The following is a 14049-nucleotide window of genomic DNA, read 5'->3' as shown; positions in this document are numbered from 1 at the left end:
CAGTGGTGGCATGTTGCAACGGTAGCCGCTACCGCCAGGGGCGTGGCTCAGGGTTCACCACTACCCACCCAGCAAAAGTGCGATAGCGTTCGGGAAAAATCCGCCCAAGCTGCGAGAGCGTAGGGATTAGCCGGTCAGCTCGTCCAGTTCCACGCCGGCCATGACGGTGCCCGGGTGCGGGCCCGCAGCGAGCAGGGCCTGCCCCCAGTCCGCCGGCCAGGGGCTGTTGCTGCCGAGCAGGATAATGTTGCCCGGGTAGCGGCGGGTGAATAGCATGCTTGTGCCATAAGCGGCCACATGGGACATGGCCTCCTGCAGCGCCTTGGTCTGGCTAGTCACCAGCGTGAACCCGGGCTCGTCACCCACGTTGACGGCCAGGATCCCGCCCGGTGCCAGCACCGCCGCGGCCTCGCGGTAGAAGTCCGCGCAGGCAAGGTGGGCCGGCGCGTCGGGTCCGCTGAAAATGTCCAGGATGACGACGTCGAACGTTAGCTGCGCCGGCAGCGCGCCTAACTCCTCGCGGGCATCGCCCACATGGCTGCTCAAGTTGGTGCCGGCCGGCAGGGGCAGGTGTTCCAACACGAAGTCAAGAAGCTCGCGCTCCAGCTCCACGGCGTGCTGGATTGATCCCGGCCGGGTGGCCTGGATGTACCGGGCCAAGGTCAGGGCTCCGGCGCCCAGGTGCAGGGCCGTGATGGGCTCACCGGCCGGCTTCACCAGGTCCACGGCATTGGCGATGCGCCGCAGATACTCGTAGAAGACCTCTTCCGGGTGGGCGAGGTTGACCTGGGACTGCTCGGCGTTGTCGATGCTCAGGACAAACGCGTGCTCATGCCACGGATCCTTGTCCAGGGTGGCGTGGACGCCGCTTGTCCGCAGGAACCTGCTGGCCAGCACCATCAGAGTTTGCCCGCCAGGGTTGCCAGGCGTTCGGCGGCTTCCTCTAGGAGCGGGACCTTCTTGCAAAACGCGAAGCGCAGCAAGGACCTGGTTCGGTGAGCACCCTCCGGGTGGCAGAACACCGGGACCGGGATGGCTGCCACACCGATCAGCTGTGGCAGCCTCCGGGCCAGGGCAGTGGCGTCGGTGATGCCCAGCGCAGCGGTGTCCACGTTGACGAAGTAGGTGCCTTGGGGGGTCAGCACGTCCAGCCCGGCCGCGCGCAGGCCCTCGCTAAGGATGTCGCGTTTGCGCTCCAGCGTCTTGGCGGTATCCGTGAAGAAGCCCTCTTCCATGCGCAGTCCGGCCGCGATGGCGCTCTGGAACGGTGTACCGGAGGAATAGGACAGGAACTGTTTGACCGTCCGCGCCGCGGCCACAAGCTCCGCCGGTCCCGAGAGCCAGCCGATTTTCCAGCCGGTGAAGGAGAACGTCTTGCCTGCCGAGGAAATGGTCAGGGTGCGTTCGGCCGCCCCTGGCAAGGTGGCAATCGGGATGTGCCGCACACCAAAGGTGAGGTGTTCGTAGACCTCGTCGGTGAGGATGACGGCGTCGTACTTGATGGCCAGGCGCACCACTTCACTCAACACCTCCCTAGGGAAAACAGCGCCCGTGGGGTTGTGCGGGTTGTTGATGACGACCATTTTGGTGCGCGGGCTGAAGCTGCGCTCCAGCGTGGCCAGATCCGGCATGAAGTCCGGGGCCAGCAGGGCGGCTGTGGTGTGGGCAGCCCCGCTGAGGCCGATCATGGCCCCGTAGGAATCGTAGAACGGCTCAAAGGTGAGGACTTCATCGCCGGGGCCGGTCAGCGCCAGGATCGCTGACGCGATGGCCTCCGTGGCTCCTGTGGTGATGATGACCTCGGTCTCGGGGTCGGCGGTGAGCCCGTAGAACCGTTCCTGGTGCTCGGCCACGGCCTGGCGCAGATCCAGGATTCCCTTGCCGGGGGCATACTGGTTATTGCCCTGGGCTATGGCCTGCTGGGCAAGGCGGCTCAGCTCTGCAGGGCCATCCTCGTCGGGGAAGCCCTGACCGAGATTGATGGCGTTGTGCTGGTTGGCCAAGGTGGTGATCTCTTCAAAGATGGTGACGGCCAAGGAGCCGTCCGGCCCCAGCAAATTGGCACCTTTGGCGGTGCGTTGCCATGGGTGGGACATTACTACTCCTTTGCGGAACCGGCTTGTGGTGGTGCCACTACTTGCGCGGCCGGGCGGCCGGTGAAGTGATCCATGCTGTTGTAGACCTTGAATACGTTACCGGCCACCACGTCCCAGACCCTAGTGGGCAACACGCCACGCAGGCCCATGGCCAGTTTTGCCGTCCACGGGGTGAGCTTTAGCGGCGTGCCGTTGAGCATCGCCCGCCAGGCGCGGTCGACGGCGACATCCGGGGTCATCAGGGGGGTGAGCAGCGGTCCCTTGACACCGGCGAACATGCCGGTGCTGATGTAGCTGGGGCAGAAGGTACTGACCAAAACCGGTGATCCTGAGCGTTCCAGTTCGAGCCGCAGAGAATCGCTCCAACCGATCACAGCCCACTTGGAGGCCGCATACACGCTCATGTTCGGGTTGGCCAACGTTCCGGCGGCCGAGGCAATGTTCAAGATCCGAGCCGCCCTCCCCGACTTCATCATGGCGGGCAGGAACTCTGCCGTGACAAACATGGGGGCCATGGCGTTGATGGCCATGATGGCCTGGGTGTGTCGTTCGGAGTCGTGCTCCCAGAACGGGCCGCCCTTGACAATGCCCGCGTTGTTGACCAGCACGTCCGGGGCGTCGATGCCGTGCTCTTCACGCAGTGTTTGGGCTGTCGCCGTGATCGAATCCAGGGTGGCCAGATCCACCGTCTGGACCACAGCCCTGGCGCCAAGGGCACGGACTTGTGCGCCGACGTCGTCCGCGGCCTTCTGGTTCAGATCCCACAGCACCACCGTGGAAGCGCCCTCCCTGGCTGCTCGCAAGGCGTAGAGGCGGCCCATGCCCATGCCGGCGCCCGTGATCAAGATGGTCTTGCCTTTCAGTGTGAAGGGGGGTGCAGTTTTCATGGGATTCCTCTCAACGGCGGGGTTACTGGTCAGTACATCACGGAACTGCCGTGACATGGCGGCAATCAACCATGCGCGGCGCGATTGATCGGCTAGATTCTTGTGTATGCGACGCGCGGTATGCCCCGGATCTTTTGACCCCATCCACAAGGGCCACATTGAAGTGATCACCCGTGCCTCAGGACTGTTTGACGAGGTTATTGTGGCTATTTCCACCAATTACACCAAGAAATACAGGTTCACATTATCTGAGCGCCTGGAAATGGCCAGGACCACCTTCTCGGCACTGTCGGGGATAACTGTGGAAGCCATGGGGGAGGGTCTGCTCACCGAATACTGCCATGCTCGAGGGGTCTGCGCCATTGTAAAGGGGCTACGGTCCTCCTCCGATTTTGACTACGAGCTGCCCATGGCAACCATGAACCGCCAGCTCTCCGGTGTGGAGACCGTGTTCCTTCCGGGGGACAGCCGCTACCTGCACCTGTCTTCTACCTTGATCAAGGAAGTTCACGCACTGGGCGGGGATGTCTCGGACTTTGTGCCGCGTGCGGCGCTGCGCCGGCTGCAAGGTGACGTGGGTCCGGACACGCGCCCCGTGACCGTCGTCCCGCCGAGGCTTTAGCGGACCTTCGCTGCTCTGTTATGCGCCACGCTCATGCCCGGCACGGCGCATGACACTGTTCTGCGCCACGCTCGTGGCGAGGGTGGCGCAGAATAGGACGCGCGTCAGGCGGCCCGGGATTTGCTGGCGGACGACTGGTTCGCAGCGGGTCTGGCGCCTGTGTCCACGATGACCAGGACACCTGTCACCTTCCGCTGCGGTGACACCAGCGAATCCTCGGTCGGCTGCCACGGGGGATAACTGTCCACGAGGCGGAATTGTTGCTGGTTTCCCGGGACTGGAGCCCACGCCCGCCTCCCGGGATACGCACTCGCAAAAAGCCAAGGACACGATCGCCAGGGAGTCCACGCTCCCGCGGACTTGGGGGAAGCTGGTGGGGGCCGCCCCGTCACCGCTGGTGCTGACGATCCCGGTAAATCTTCCCTTACCACTGACTCGATGTGGGGCATCCCAGTACAGGGAGAAGCCTGCGCACCGCAGCTCGGTTGGAAAGGCGCCCCGGACGCCTCCCGGGTGCTCGGTCAGCGGCGTTGCCGTAGCTGCCACGGCAACCTCCTGCCCAAAGGAGCCGTAGTGCATGGCCGGATTGCCGTCGTCACTGGAAAAGACCAGCACACGGTGGAACGGTTCACCCACCACGGGGACGGCAATGTCTCGGGAGCCGATTTGCCACTCGGGGATGAACGCGGAAAGCCTCATGAACCCACTATGCACGGAACCGCCCATGGTCGATAGGCTTTCCCGCTTGTTGTGGCTCAGATCATTCCAGTGCACACGCGCGAACCTAACGAACTATCTCGCGGGGCCCTTTTTTCGAATCGTGAGGTTCAAGATGCGAACTGAAATGACAAATTCTATGGCGGAACGGTCATATTGGGTCTAATTTTGGAGAACCCGGTCGGCTCTGACTGGAATTCTGGTCGCATCGGCCCGGGTCCTACAGTGAGGACGCGCGATGATGAGCAGCCCAGTTGTCAGGATATTTGTTCGTTCATCGATGGTCGTCGCCGTGGCGATATCTTTGACCGGGTGCATTCCGGTAACCATCGGCCCTCCTCCCGGGGGCACTCAGCCACCGACGACACCAGATGCCGTGGTGATATCCGAGCCGTCACCGCCCACTGCTACTGCGACCGTGCCAAGCACCTGGCAAGAAACCAATGCCCTTGCTGCAAACGGAGTTGTAAAGTTTGAAACGGCCGATTGCCAAGGCCGCAGCTGGATAGGGAGCGGATTTCTCATCAGCCCGAATCTCATTGTCACTGCGGCCCACGTGGTGGAGGATCAATCCTCTATAGATCTGGTGCTTACTGATTCCACTAGATTGCAATCTTCACCCGCAGAAGTGCTTGGCATAGACAGTGAACTGGACCTTGCCCTGGTTAGATCATCTGTGCCATTTAGCGGGCACGTTTTCACCCTTTCGCAGCAGGCACCCAATATCGGGCAGGAAGTTGCCGCGCTAGGGTTCCCACTCGGGTATGGCTACAAGATGACAAGGGGCGGCATCACTGGATTTGGTGAGAAGGGAAGTTCCATTGCCAGCCTGGAGAAAAGCAAAATTCAAACGGATGCGAGCATCAACGGAGGGAATAGTGGAGGTCCCCTCGTTTACCTCGATGGTGTCGTTGCAGGGATCGTTGTCGCAACACTCAGCGAGGAATATGTGGGACACAAGGTGGACGGTTTTGGCTATGCAGTTGATGCCACCGTTGCGGCACCGCAGGTCGAAGTGTGGCGGAATTCGGCAACAGTCATTCCACTGACTAGCTGCGCCTCCCCGAAATCCACGCCGGCACCGACGTCACAAACTAGCCTTCCTATAGTTGTCAAGACAACTAGTCCCAGCTCCCAAGAGATCGCAAACTTCCTGCTCTGGCATGCACTGTCTATCAATAGGCAAGACTATGAGGCAGCGTTCGCTGACTTCACTACCCAGGAACAAGCTCAGATGGGTGGGCTGCAGGTATGGCGTGCAGGCCAACAGAGTTCTGCATGGCAATCAATTACTTTGGAAACTCTGAGCGGTTTTGACACCACAATGCTCGCAGGTGTGTCGTTCAGGACATACCAAGACGCCGCGTACGGCTACAGCGGGCAGACGTGTTCTGACTTCAGTGTGAATTACACGCTCGTCTACTCTGGAGGCAGGTGGCTCATAGAGTCAGCGAAATCGCCTTCGGGGTTTGAAGCGCCACGTGCTTGCGTGCGTCCTTCGTAGCGTCCAGAACCCGGCCCCGGTTCTGCGCACCCGCGACCAGCGAGCACAGCGGCAGGCAACGGTGCCAGCGAAAGCTGGCCAGCCGGCGTCGCGCGTTAAGAGAGTTACATCACGGGCGGCGCGGATGGATGGGTTCGCCGTTAAGCCACGAACTGTCGTAGACTGAACAAGGCCGAATTGGCTTTGGTACCGCTCGTTTTGAAGCCCGTGACTATTCGGGCTAAGATAGTGCGTCGGTCATATGTTTTTACAGGAGTTCTCATTAGCGCAAGCACGTTGGGCAACAAGTCCAACCATGGCACGCCCCTTACCATTGGTATCAGGGAGCTTGGGCGAAGCCCCGGCAATATGCACTCCTTTGTTGAACATATACCTGTGCCAGAGCAATTTGGTACCCCGCTCATCAGCGTGACGCCCGGAACTGATTTGGATCTGGAACTGCGTTTTGAGTCTGTTCATGAGGGAATTTTGGTGTCGGGCAGTGTGCTGGTCGAAGTGACTGGCGAATGCTCCCGATGCCTGGAAACCTTCGAGGATGATCTTGAAGTTGATGTGCAAGAACTTTTCTTCTACGAGGAACCGCCTGCGGACTTCCTCGAACAAGAAGAAGATCAGCAACGTTGGGTCGAGCACGATTCTATCGATCTTGAACCGGTGTTGCGGGACGCAGTGGTAACCGCCCTGCCGTTCCAGCCGGTGTGCCGGGAAGACTGTGAGGGCCTGTGTTCCGAATGTGGAATACACCTTGCAGATGAGCCGGGGCACCATCACGAGGTTGCAGATCCTCGGTGGGCTGCCCTACAGGGCTTTACCGGCGAAGAAGACTAGCAAATAAGTTTTACTTGCGGGCATGTGCCTGTGAGTTATCGAGAGAAAAGAGTTTGCCGTGGCTGTTCCGAAGCGGAAGATGTCCCGCGCCAATACGCGCGCACGCCGTTCCCAGTGGAAGGCCACCGCGCCTGCTCTGGTCAAGACCATCGAAAACGGCGAGGTTGTTTACAGCCTGCCGCACCAGGCCCGGGTTGTCACCGACTCCGCCGGTACCGCACTGTTCTTGGAATACAAGGGCCGTAAGGTTGCTGACGTCTAAGACGTCCGTTCGGCCAACAGGTCCGTTCGTTTAGTGGTTAATATTTTTGCAGGAGCTGCTCATGTCCTCTGATCTTCAAACTTCGAAGCTCGAGGACGGGCATCGCCAGCTGTTGAAGCGTCTCGGTGTCAATATTGATGCCGGGACGCTTCGTCTTGCCCTGACGCATCGCTCCTACGCGTATGAAAACGGTGGCATCCCCACCAACGAGCGCCTGGAGTTCCTGGGCGACTCGATCCTGGGTTTCTCCGTCACCGACGCCTTGTACCGGGACCACCCCAGCCTTCCCGAGGGGGATCTGGCCAAGCGCCGCTCCGCAGTGGTCTCCACCCGGGCACTGGCGCAGATCGCCCGAGAGCTCGGTGTTGGCGAGTTCATTTACCTCGGCCAAGGGGAGCGCCTGACCAAGGGCCGCAATAAGTCCTCCATCTTGGCCGACACCATGGAAGCGCTCATCGGCGCCACCTACATCACCCACGGCATCGAAACGGCCCGCGAACTTGTTATGCGCCTGGTGGGTCCGCTGCTGGCCGACGCCGACGCCCTCGGCGCCGGGACCGACTGGAAAACCAACATCCAGGAAATTGCCGCAGCCCGCCGCCTCGGTGCCATCGTCTACGACATCACCGGAACCGGCCCAGATCACGACCGCTCCTTCACGGCACGACTGATGATTGGTGGCCACCACTTTGGCACCGGCACCGGCCCGTCAAAGAAGGAAGCCGAGCGTGCCGCTGCCGCTGCCGGCTGGTTGGTGGTTGATGATCGTTTCAATTCTTCCAAGCACGACGCCGGAGCCTCCCGCGATGTTCAGTCGCCCGCCGCCCCTTCCGCGACTTCAGGCGGGATTCCCGCGTAACCATGCCTGAACTTCCCGAGGTAGAAGTGGTTCGGCGCGGACTGGAGCGCTGGATCGCTGGGCGGAGCATCACCGAAGTGTCGGTGCCGGACCCCCGGTCCATTCGCCGGCATCCCCTGGGCGTCGAGGATTTCCGTGGCAATCTTTTGGGAGCAACCGTCCTGGACGTGGTCCGGCGGGGCAAGTTCTTGTGGATGCCCCTGACCGATGCGCCGGCGTCCACGGGGCCGCCGCACACCGCGCTGGTGGCCCACCTGGGAATGAGCGGGCAACTGCTGGTGGAATCCCCGGATCAGCCACACGAAAAGCACCTCAAGGTTCGCCTGTCCTTTTCGCCGCGTTCTGATGCGCCGCAGGAACTGCGCTTTGTTGACCAACGGATCTTTGGCGGCTTGTTTGTCACCTCGCTGGTGCCCACGGAAGACGGCCTGCCCGGTGGCTGCGGATCCGCGCTGGCCCTGATCCCAGCGGAAGCCGCACACATTGGCCGCGACCCCCTGGATCCCCACTTCTCCCTCGAGGCCCTGCACAAGAAGCTCCGGGCCCGTAAAACGGGCCTCAAACGTGCCCTACTCGACCAGGGGATGGTCTCAGGCATTGGCAACATCTACGCCGACGAGGCCCTGTGGGCGGCCAAAATGCACTATGCCCGCCCTACCGAGACCTTGCGCCTGCCGCAGACGCAGCGGATAATCCACGCCGCGCACGACGTCATGTCCAGGGCCCTGGACGCCGGCGGCACCAGCTTCGATTCCCTATACGTGAACGTCAACGGCGCCTCCGGCTATTTTTCCCGCTCCTTGAATGCCTACGGACGTGAAGGCGAACCCTGCCTGCGCTGTTCCGCACTGGGCCTGGCCACCGTGATCCGCCGCGACACGTTCATGAATCGGTCTTCTTACAGTTGTCCGGTGTGCCAGCCGAAACCTCGCAACGCCCGCCTGTAACGGCGTGATCGGACTTGTCGGGACGGTGATCTCTGCACGCCCACCCACCGACGGCGGCCCACCCACCGACGGCGGCCCACCCTGGGAAGGTGGGCCGCCGTCGTCGTGCCTTAGACAACGGCTAGCGCTGGCGCACCTTGCGGTACGGGTGGGTGCGCACGCGTTCGGTAACCTCGGAAATTAGCTCCGCTCGGGAGACATTCTTGCGGGCACCGGCAATGAAACCCCGTGTTACGCGGGCTGCACTGAGAAGGTTCATGGGGCGACCTTCAATGCCGTAGAGCAGGCGTGCCCACTCCGGGAGCAGGGACAGCACACCGTCCTGGACGACGACGCCCGCCCAGATTTTCGCCGGGTTCCCCCTGAGGTTGGGCTTGCGAAGTCCGCGAGAGATCTCGGCGGCAGGCAGGCTCAGCGCCATCCAGGTTTTTTGCGCCTCCATGTAGGCGTCAAGTTCGGCACGGGTGCAGGCGAGCACGGTGGGTTCGATGCCGACAAGGCTGGCTGCCTTGTGCTGTTCGCTCACGAAGTCATCTTGCTGGTGCACGCTCAGTTCGGGACCGAAGGCGTCAGCGGCCCGAAGAATACCCCACACCAGCGTGTTATGGGTCCAGACGAGCCAGTCATGGGTGTTAGCGCGCAACTGGACACCGGTTTGCGGGTCAGTCCAGTTGGCATGCTGGTGCATGCGGCGTACGGAGGCCCCGGCGGCATCCGCGTGGGCCCGGTCACCAAAAATGGTGGTGTCGATGTACCTGCCGGTCCGCTCGGCCCGCCCGTCCACGTCGGTGGCATAGCCGCTGGTCTGAGCGAACAGGCGCATCATCATGGGGTTCAGGGCCTGCAAAAGAATGGCGACAACGCCGCCCAGCTTTGCGGATGGGTCCGAAAATAGTATCCAGCTCACGCTGCCCGGACCGAAATACCCGTCATTGGCAACCGTTGCTTCGGTGCTTGTTCTCTCTGTCATAATCCTCGCCAAATTCTTCTTAGGGACATCCGCACAAGCAGTAGTGTGACTGCGGTTTTGTGCTGTGGGATGTGGTGGTCAATGCGTGTGTTCCTAGCGCCGCTTGGTGGAGTTCCTGCGGCGGCGGGAGAAGAGCAAAGCCAACAGTCCGGCGCCGAGGATCGATGCGGACCCGCCAAGCATTAGAGCTGAGCCGTTGGCGCCGGTCGCGGCCAGGTCAGTCTTCTGTGTGGTGCTGCTGGCAGGGACCACCTTCTCCGGGACAATCTCGTCCGGGACTACCGGCAGGGCCACCGTGATGGCAGCTTCTTGGATCGAACCCGCATGGTTGAGCGTATCGGGAAGGAATTCGGCGCTCAGCATGACTTCACCCGAAGCCTTGGGCGTCCACGGAAGGGCCGCCATGCCCAGCGGCTCAGCGACTACTTCGCCGATGCGGACACCGTCTGCGTAGAAACGGACGGTTCCCGACAGGGGGGCGGCGCTACCGGCGGCGGCGTCGAGGAATTCGATCCCGGCGTGCAAGATGGTGGTGCCGGTCACGGTGGTGGCCGAATCAACTGTTCCCCCGACATGAATCTGCAGCGAGGTCCGTGCAGCTTGCGTGGTCACCGAATACGGCATGTGGGTGGCTTCCGTGAACCCACTGCGCGGGTGGAAGTGTGCCCGGAGGTCAAAGCTGTCGGGGGAGCCAAGCAAAATACTGGGTTCGTCACCATGAATCGGGCCGTACCCTGCGCGTCCGGTGCACTGAGGTCCTCATCGAGGCCGGCAAAACCGCGGCCAATGTGATTGCTTCCGAGCAACTGTGCAGTGCCAACCTCCACGCCGTCCAGGGTGAGAACAACGGTTCCGTCGGGGGATCCGTACTGTGCAGAGTCCTCCGAGGCCACCGTCACATCCACGCCCATCAGACCTCCGGCGTAGGCCGGGAGCTTTGGCACGGAGAGGGACAGGTTTGCCGTGGCGGGACCCACTACCAAAGCGCCGAGTTCCAGGGTTCCGTCAGAATACGCGTCATGGCCCGAGTAGAGAATGCTCACCTGGGAGTCATTCCCGCCAGCCAGGGGACGGATGACGAAGCTGGCCAGCCCGTCGGTGACCGCGCTGGCCTGCAACGCTTCGCCGTTTACCATCAAGAAAACGAAGCCGGACGCCGCCGGTGAGCCGAGCTGGCTGCTGCCAACACTGACGCCGATGGCTGCCGTCTCCCCCGAGACGACGGGGCCTGGCAGGCCGGAGGATGTGATGACCGGTACCAGCAGGTCGGCAGCGGCGGCGTTGCCAACGTTCGCGGGGTTGGCCGAAGCCTCGGCGAGGGAACCGCCGTCGTTAGCGAGGGCGGGCATGGCTCCGGCAAATCCAAACGCGGCCACCGCGAGGGTGACGGCCACGGCCATGGTACGTGTGCGCGGGCGTGATGGTGAGACCTTGGAGGGGTGGGGCTTTGTTGCCTGCATGGTCAATCCTTTCTCTGAGCAGAAGGGCCGGCAATGGGCGAAAATGCCCCGGAGCGCACAGGAAGTGCACAGGAAATTGCCGGTATCAACCCAGCATGTCAGTAGAAAAAGGCAGAAATCCGGGTCTGGGTAGTCTTCCGCGTAACATCGGGTAGCGCCATTAAGGGAAGACTGATTTGCCTTTGCTCTATGTGACGGGAAGAAGCTGCCGGCGGTCGCTTACACCTAGTTTTGCGTAGGCCCGCTGAAGGTGACCCTCCACCGTACGCGGCGACAAGTACAGTTCCTCGGCGATCGAGACATTGCTGTCACCGCGGGCAGCGCGGGCGCACACCTCTCGCTCGCGCTCGGTGAGCACTGCGGGCTGGATGCGAATGCGCCCCAGCGACGGGGTGTTGACACCCACCAGGGGGCGTGCCAGCTCAGCGGACAGCCCAAGCAAGGCCGAGGCACGTGCACGATTGCCGGCGTCCCGGGCCAGGGTCGCGGCCCGGTTGGCCAATTCGGCGGCATAGAGAGCCCTGCCAGTACCAACATGCTCGGCCACCACCTCCTCGACGCAGGCAGCCTCTGCACCCTCCTCCACAGGTTCCAGCACCTGTGCATACCGCAGCAGGCTTCGTGCCAAGGCGCCTTGCATGCCGACGGCAGCCTCGGTGATGGAGGAGGCGGAGTCGTGCAGGCCAAGGCGCCACGCATCGTGGAGAAGCCGCATCACCAGCAGCTGCCGCCCCCGCGCCCGGGCGTCTTCCACCAGGCGGTCGCAGTACATGGTGGCGGCGTCACGGCCGTGCAGGAAGAGCTCCACGCTGAGCAGGGAACGCTCGGCATCTGCCCGGAGGGCATGGCCGCTGGTCACGGCGGAGGCCTGGAACAGGGCGTATGACTCCACCGCCTGGTCCCGATCGCCGAGCATGACTGCGGCGACGGCTTGGTAGGCGGCAATGAGGCCACGGAGCCGGTGCGGGTCGGCTGCGTCGACCATGGCCTGGGCCTGCCCGGTAAGATCCATCGCGAGTGCGGCGTCGCCTTGTTCCAGGACGGCACACGCTTGCGCGATGACAAACGTAGCGTGGTCAACGGCGAGGGTGTCCCAATCCAACCTGGCCTTGATGGCGGTGAGCGCCGGCTGATGGATGCTGTCATGGATTCCGGCCAGATGCAGGGCATGAAGTAGTTCCCCGCGGGCGCTGGGCGAGGCAGCCTGCCAGAGTTCACCGTCGAGCACCTGCCCAATCCCCGCCAGGGTATCGGAAGGGGCGCCACGATAGATTGACTCGGCCAGGAGCTGGCTGTGGATGCGTAGACGCAGGTCGGCGGGCAAGGCGGGATTCGCTGCATCAAGGACCAGTGCCTGGATATCGCAGGGCTGGTTTCCAACCAGCAGCAGCAGACGGGCAAACACCTGTACCTGCGCCGAGTCATCCTCGTGGGCGGCCAGATGGGTGAGCGCACCGGGCAAGTTGCCGCGGCCGCTGAACTCAACCCAAGCCGCACTCATGCGGACACGCTCATCGCCCCGGGCTGGAACCGCGGCAAGGACCTTCATGGCATCATCGACGCGACCGGCCTCATGAAGTGCCTGCGTACGGAGGAGGGCCAGTTCGGTCCGTGCCCTCTCATCGGACCACTGGGCAAAGCTCGCGTCCTCCACCATGCGCGTCAAGACAATGACCGACTCAAACTGGCGGGCACGGCACGCCACTACCGCATCCAGCAAGAGCTCCTCCGGGCTGGCAACAACATCCAGGTCCTGGCTGTGCAGGGCCAGTGCAAGCCGGGTGTGCGGGTGCATGTCTGCACGCGGCAGAGTTGCGCGAATGAGGGTGGAATGGGCCCGAAGGGTGCGACGCCCCAAGGTCGCCAACACTGTGTGGGGTGTCAGCGCAGAGCCCAGAGACACCCGTGGCACGGGGCCCAAGGTACCCTCAATGTCAACGAGCCCGGCATCGTGAGCTCGGTCCAAAACCTCAGGAGCAAGAAGCATCGAGGCAAAGTCAAGGGACAACTCACCTGTCAGGGCCAGAATCTCCACCGCCTCACGAACCTCGGCGGGCTGCTCCGACAAGCGGGTCGCGACAAGCTCTGCTATGCGCTCCCCGCGGGGCCGCCAGCCAGGGTTCAGCGTCCAATAGCCCCTGCGCACTGCGAGGGATTCATGGGCCTGCGCATCGAAGGCAAGCTCACGCAGGTGCAGCGGGTTCCCGCCTGAGTAGCCAAGCAGGAAGCTGACCGCGCTGACGTTCACACGCCCACCAAGGAATCCCTCAAGCAGCACGACGGCGTCGTCAAAGCCAATTTCCTCCAGCCCCACCCGGTGGGCCCCGGACGACACGGCGAGCTGGCGAACCGGCGCGGGGAGGGCGGCCACGGAACGGGCAATGCAGACCAGTGACAGGACCCCGCTGTCAGCCAGTTGGGCAAACACCGCCGCACTTTGAACATCGATCTCTTCGGCGTTGTCAAGGAGAATGGTGGGCCGTTGCGTGGCGGCGATATGGGCCAACGTTGCAAGGAGATGGGCGGGCGTGCCGGCACGCAGCGTGACCCCTGGCAATTGAGCAACGACGGCGGCGAGGGCGGCAAAGGGAACGCACCGAAGGGCGTGGGCGCCAGTGAGCCGGTACACCGGGTTGCCGCGCTGCGCCCGTGCTAGGAGAATCCGGCCCGCAAACGCGGTACGCCCGCTGCCGCTCCTTCCAAGAACGATGAGCGGGGAACCGGATTCAGCGGCACGAAGCGCTTCATGCTCGAGATGCTTTCGCGAGGGCAGCATCACGGGAATGGAAGGCACTGGTGGACTCATGAACCTTATTGTAGTGCCCACTGTTTGCGCAATGAGGTATCCCTAGCCGCAGTATCAAGTAGTTGACAGACGGGGCACAGGCGCCTAGAAA

General features: G+C 62.7%; 14 protein-coding genes. 6 read left to right on the top strand and 8 right to left on the bottom strand.

The features are described 5' to 3' along the window. Nucleotides 1–126: 126 nt before the first annotated feature. From AOC05_RS09460 to AOC05_RS09450, 3 genes are read right to left on the bottom strand one after another with little or no spacing between them, the layout of a single operon-like run. Complete coding sequence (locus AOC05_RS09460) at nucleotides 127–900, bottom strand: spermidine synthase (protein ID WP_195849297.1); 774 nt, start codon at nucleotides 898–900, stop codon at nucleotides 127–129. Beyond that, nucleotides 900–2096, bottom strand: coding sequence for an aminotransferase class I/II-fold pyridoxal phosphate-dependent enzyme (locus AOC05_RS09455; protein ID WP_062007008.1), 1197 nt, complete (start codon nucleotides 2094–2096; stop codon nucleotides 900–902). The genes AOC05_RS09460 and AOC05_RS09455 overlap by 1 nt, the downstream gene beginning before the upstream one ends. A 2-nt stretch (nucleotides 2097–2098) precedes the next feature. Then, nucleotides 2099–2983 (bottom strand): SDR family NAD(P)-dependent oxidoreductase, encoded by an 885-nt coding sequence (locus AOC05_RS09450; RefSeq protein WP_062007007.1) that lies wholly within the window; start codon nucleotides 2981–2983, stop codon nucleotides 2099–2101. 106 nt (nucleotides 2984–3089) lie between these two features. Between AOC05_RS09450 and coaD the strand changes: the two genes are divergently transcribed. Continuing rightward, nucleotides 3090–3605: a pantetheine-phosphate adenylyltransferase gene (gene coaD, locus AOC05_RS09445; RefSeq protein ID WP_062007006.1), complete on the top strand. Its 516-nt coding sequence runs from the start codon at nucleotides 3090–3092 to the stop codon at nucleotides 3603–3605. 18 nt (nucleotides 3606–3623) lie between these two features. Here the strand turns inward: coaD and AOC05_RS09440 are convergent, their stop codons facing one another. Next, nucleotides 3624–4304 carry a hypothetical protein gene (locus tag AOC05_RS09440; RefSeq protein WP_157374954.1) on the bottom strand — a complete coding sequence of 227 codons (681 nt, stop codon included), beginning with the start codon at nucleotides 4302–4304 and terminating at the stop codon, nucleotides 3624–3626. Between the two features lie 256 nt (nucleotides 4305–4560). On the opposite strand from AOC05_RS09440, the gene AOC05_RS09435 reads away from it, so the two are divergent. From AOC05_RS09435 to mutM, 5 genes are all read left to right on the top strand, one after another. Further along, nucleotides 4561–5826, top strand: a complete 1266-nt coding sequence (locus AOC05_RS09435; protein ID WP_082357894.1) for a S1C family serine protease — start codon at nucleotides 4561–4563, stop codon at nucleotides 5824–5826. A 348-nt stretch (nucleotides 5827–6174) separates the two neighbouring features. Then, nucleotides 6175–6654 carry a YceD family protein gene (locus tag AOC05_RS18920; RefSeq protein ID WP_082358163.1) on the top strand — a complete coding sequence of 160 codons (480 nt, stop codon included), beginning with the start codon at nucleotides 6175–6177 and terminating at the stop codon, nucleotides 6652–6654. Between the two features lie 58 nt (nucleotides 6655–6712). After that, nucleotides 6713–6916 carry a 50S ribosomal protein L32 gene (gene rpmF / locus AOC05_RS09425; protein ID WP_062007003.1) on the top strand — a complete coding sequence of 68 codons (204 nt, stop codon included), beginning with the start codon at nucleotides 6713–6715 and terminating at the stop codon, nucleotides 6914–6916. A 61-nt stretch (nucleotides 6917–6977) separates the two neighbouring features. Beyond that, nucleotides 6978–7775, top strand: coding sequence for a ribonuclease III (gene rnc, locus AOC05_RS09420; RefSeq protein WP_082357893.1), 798 nt, complete (start codon nucleotides 6978–6980; stop codon nucleotides 7773–7775). A 2-nt stretch (nucleotides 7776–7777) separates the two neighbouring features. After that, entirely contained in the window at nucleotides 7778–8722 is a 945-nt protein-coding gene (gene mutM, locus AOC05_RS09415; RefSeq protein WP_062007002.1) for a bifunctional DNA-formamidopyrimidine glycosylase/DNA-(apurinic or apyrimidinic site) lyase, read from the top strand. A 121-nt stretch (nucleotides 8723–8843) separates the two neighbouring features. Here the strand turns inward: mutM and AOC05_RS09410 are convergent, their stop codons facing one another. From AOC05_RS09410 to AOC05_RS20470, 4 genes are all read right to left on the bottom strand, one after another. Next, nucleotides 8844–9692: an oxygenase MpaB family protein gene (locus tag AOC05_RS09410; RefSeq protein WP_062007001.1), complete on the bottom strand. Its 849-nt coding sequence runs from the start codon at nucleotides 9690–9692 to the stop codon at nucleotides 8844–8846. 93 nt (nucleotides 9693–9785) lie between these two features. After that, on the bottom strand, nucleotides 9786–10304 hold the full coding sequence (locus AOC05_RS09405) for an LPXTG cell wall anchor domain-containing protein (RefSeq protein ID WP_197277811.1): 519 nt from the start codon (nucleotides 10302–10304) through the stop codon (nucleotides 9786–9788). Then, nucleotides 10301–11152: an Ig-like domain repeat protein gene (locus AOC05_RS09400; protein ID WP_062006999.1), complete on the bottom strand. Its 852-nt coding sequence runs from the start codon at nucleotides 11150–11152 to the stop codon at nucleotides 10301–10303. Before AOC05_RS09400 ends, AOC05_RS09405 begins: the two co-directional genes overlap by 4 nt. A 187-nt stretch (nucleotides 11153–11339) precedes the next feature. Then, nucleotides 11340–13958: a helix-turn-helix transcriptional regulator gene (locus tag AOC05_RS20470; protein WP_082357892.1), complete on the bottom strand. Its 2619-nt coding sequence runs from the start codon at nucleotides 13956–13958 to the stop codon at nucleotides 11340–11342. Between the last annotated feature and the right edge of the window lie 91 nt (nucleotides 13959–14049).

The organism is Arthrobacter alpinus, assembly GCF_001294625.1.
Taxonomy (GTDB): Bacteria; Actinomycetota; Actinomycetes; order Actinomycetales; family Micrococcaceae; genus Specibacter; species Specibacter alpinus_A.
Note: the sequence above shows the minus strand (reverse complement) of the source record. Positions and strands in the feature narration are given on the sequence as shown.

What these genes read in the sequence shown, in the direction of transcription:
- AOC05_RS09450 (WP_062007007.1), bottom strand. Translation starts at nt 2,983, where the DNA reads ATGAAAACTGCACCCCCCTTCACACTGAAAGGCAAGACCATCTTGATC.
- AOC05_RS09440 (WP_157374954.1), bottom strand. Translation starts at nt 4,304, where the DNA reads ATGAGGCTTTCCGCGTTCATCCCCGAGTGGCAAATCGGCTCCCGAGAC.
- coaD (WP_062007006.1), top strand. Translation starts at nt 3,090, where the DNA reads ATGCGACGCGCGGTATGCCCCGGATCTTTTGACCCCATCCACAAGGGC.
- AOC05_RS09410 (WP_062007001.1), bottom strand. Translation starts at nt 9,692, where the DNA reads ATGACAGAGAGAACAAGCACCGAAGCAACGGTTGCCAATGACGGGTAT.
- mutM (WP_062007002.1), top strand. Translation starts at nt 7,778, where the DNA reads ATGCCTGAACTTCCCGAGGTAGAAGTGGTTCGGCGCGGACTGGAGCGC.
- AOC05_RS09435 (WP_082357894.1), top strand. Translation starts at nt 4,561, where the DNA reads ATGATGAGCAGCCCAGTTGTCAGGATATTTGTTCGTTCATCGATGGTC.
- rnc (WP_082357893.1), top strand. Translation starts at nt 6,978, where the DNA reads ATGTCCTCTGATCTTCAAACTTCGAAGCTCGAGGACGGGCATCGCCAG.
- AOC05_RS20470 (WP_082357892.1), bottom strand. Translation starts at nt 13,958, where the DNA reads ATGAGTCCACCAGTGCCTTCCATTCCCGTGATGCTGCCCTCGCGAAAG.
- AOC05_RS18920 (WP_082358163.1), top strand. Translation starts at nt 6,175, where the DNA reads ATGCACTCCTTTGTTGAACATATACCTGTGCCAGAGCAATTTGGTACC.
- AOC05_RS09455 (WP_062007008.1), bottom strand. Translation starts at nt 2,096, where the DNA reads ATGTCCCACCCATGGCAACGCACCGCCAAAGGTGCCAATTTGCTGGGG.
- AOC05_RS09460 (WP_195849297.1), bottom strand. Translation starts at nt 900, where the DNA reads ATGGTGCTGGCCAGCAGGTTCCTGCGGACAAGCGGCGTCCACGCCACC.
- AOC05_RS09400 (WP_062006999.1), bottom strand. Translation starts at nt 11,152, where the DNA reads ATGCAGGCAACAAAGCCCCACCCCTCCAAGGTCTCACCATCACGCCCG.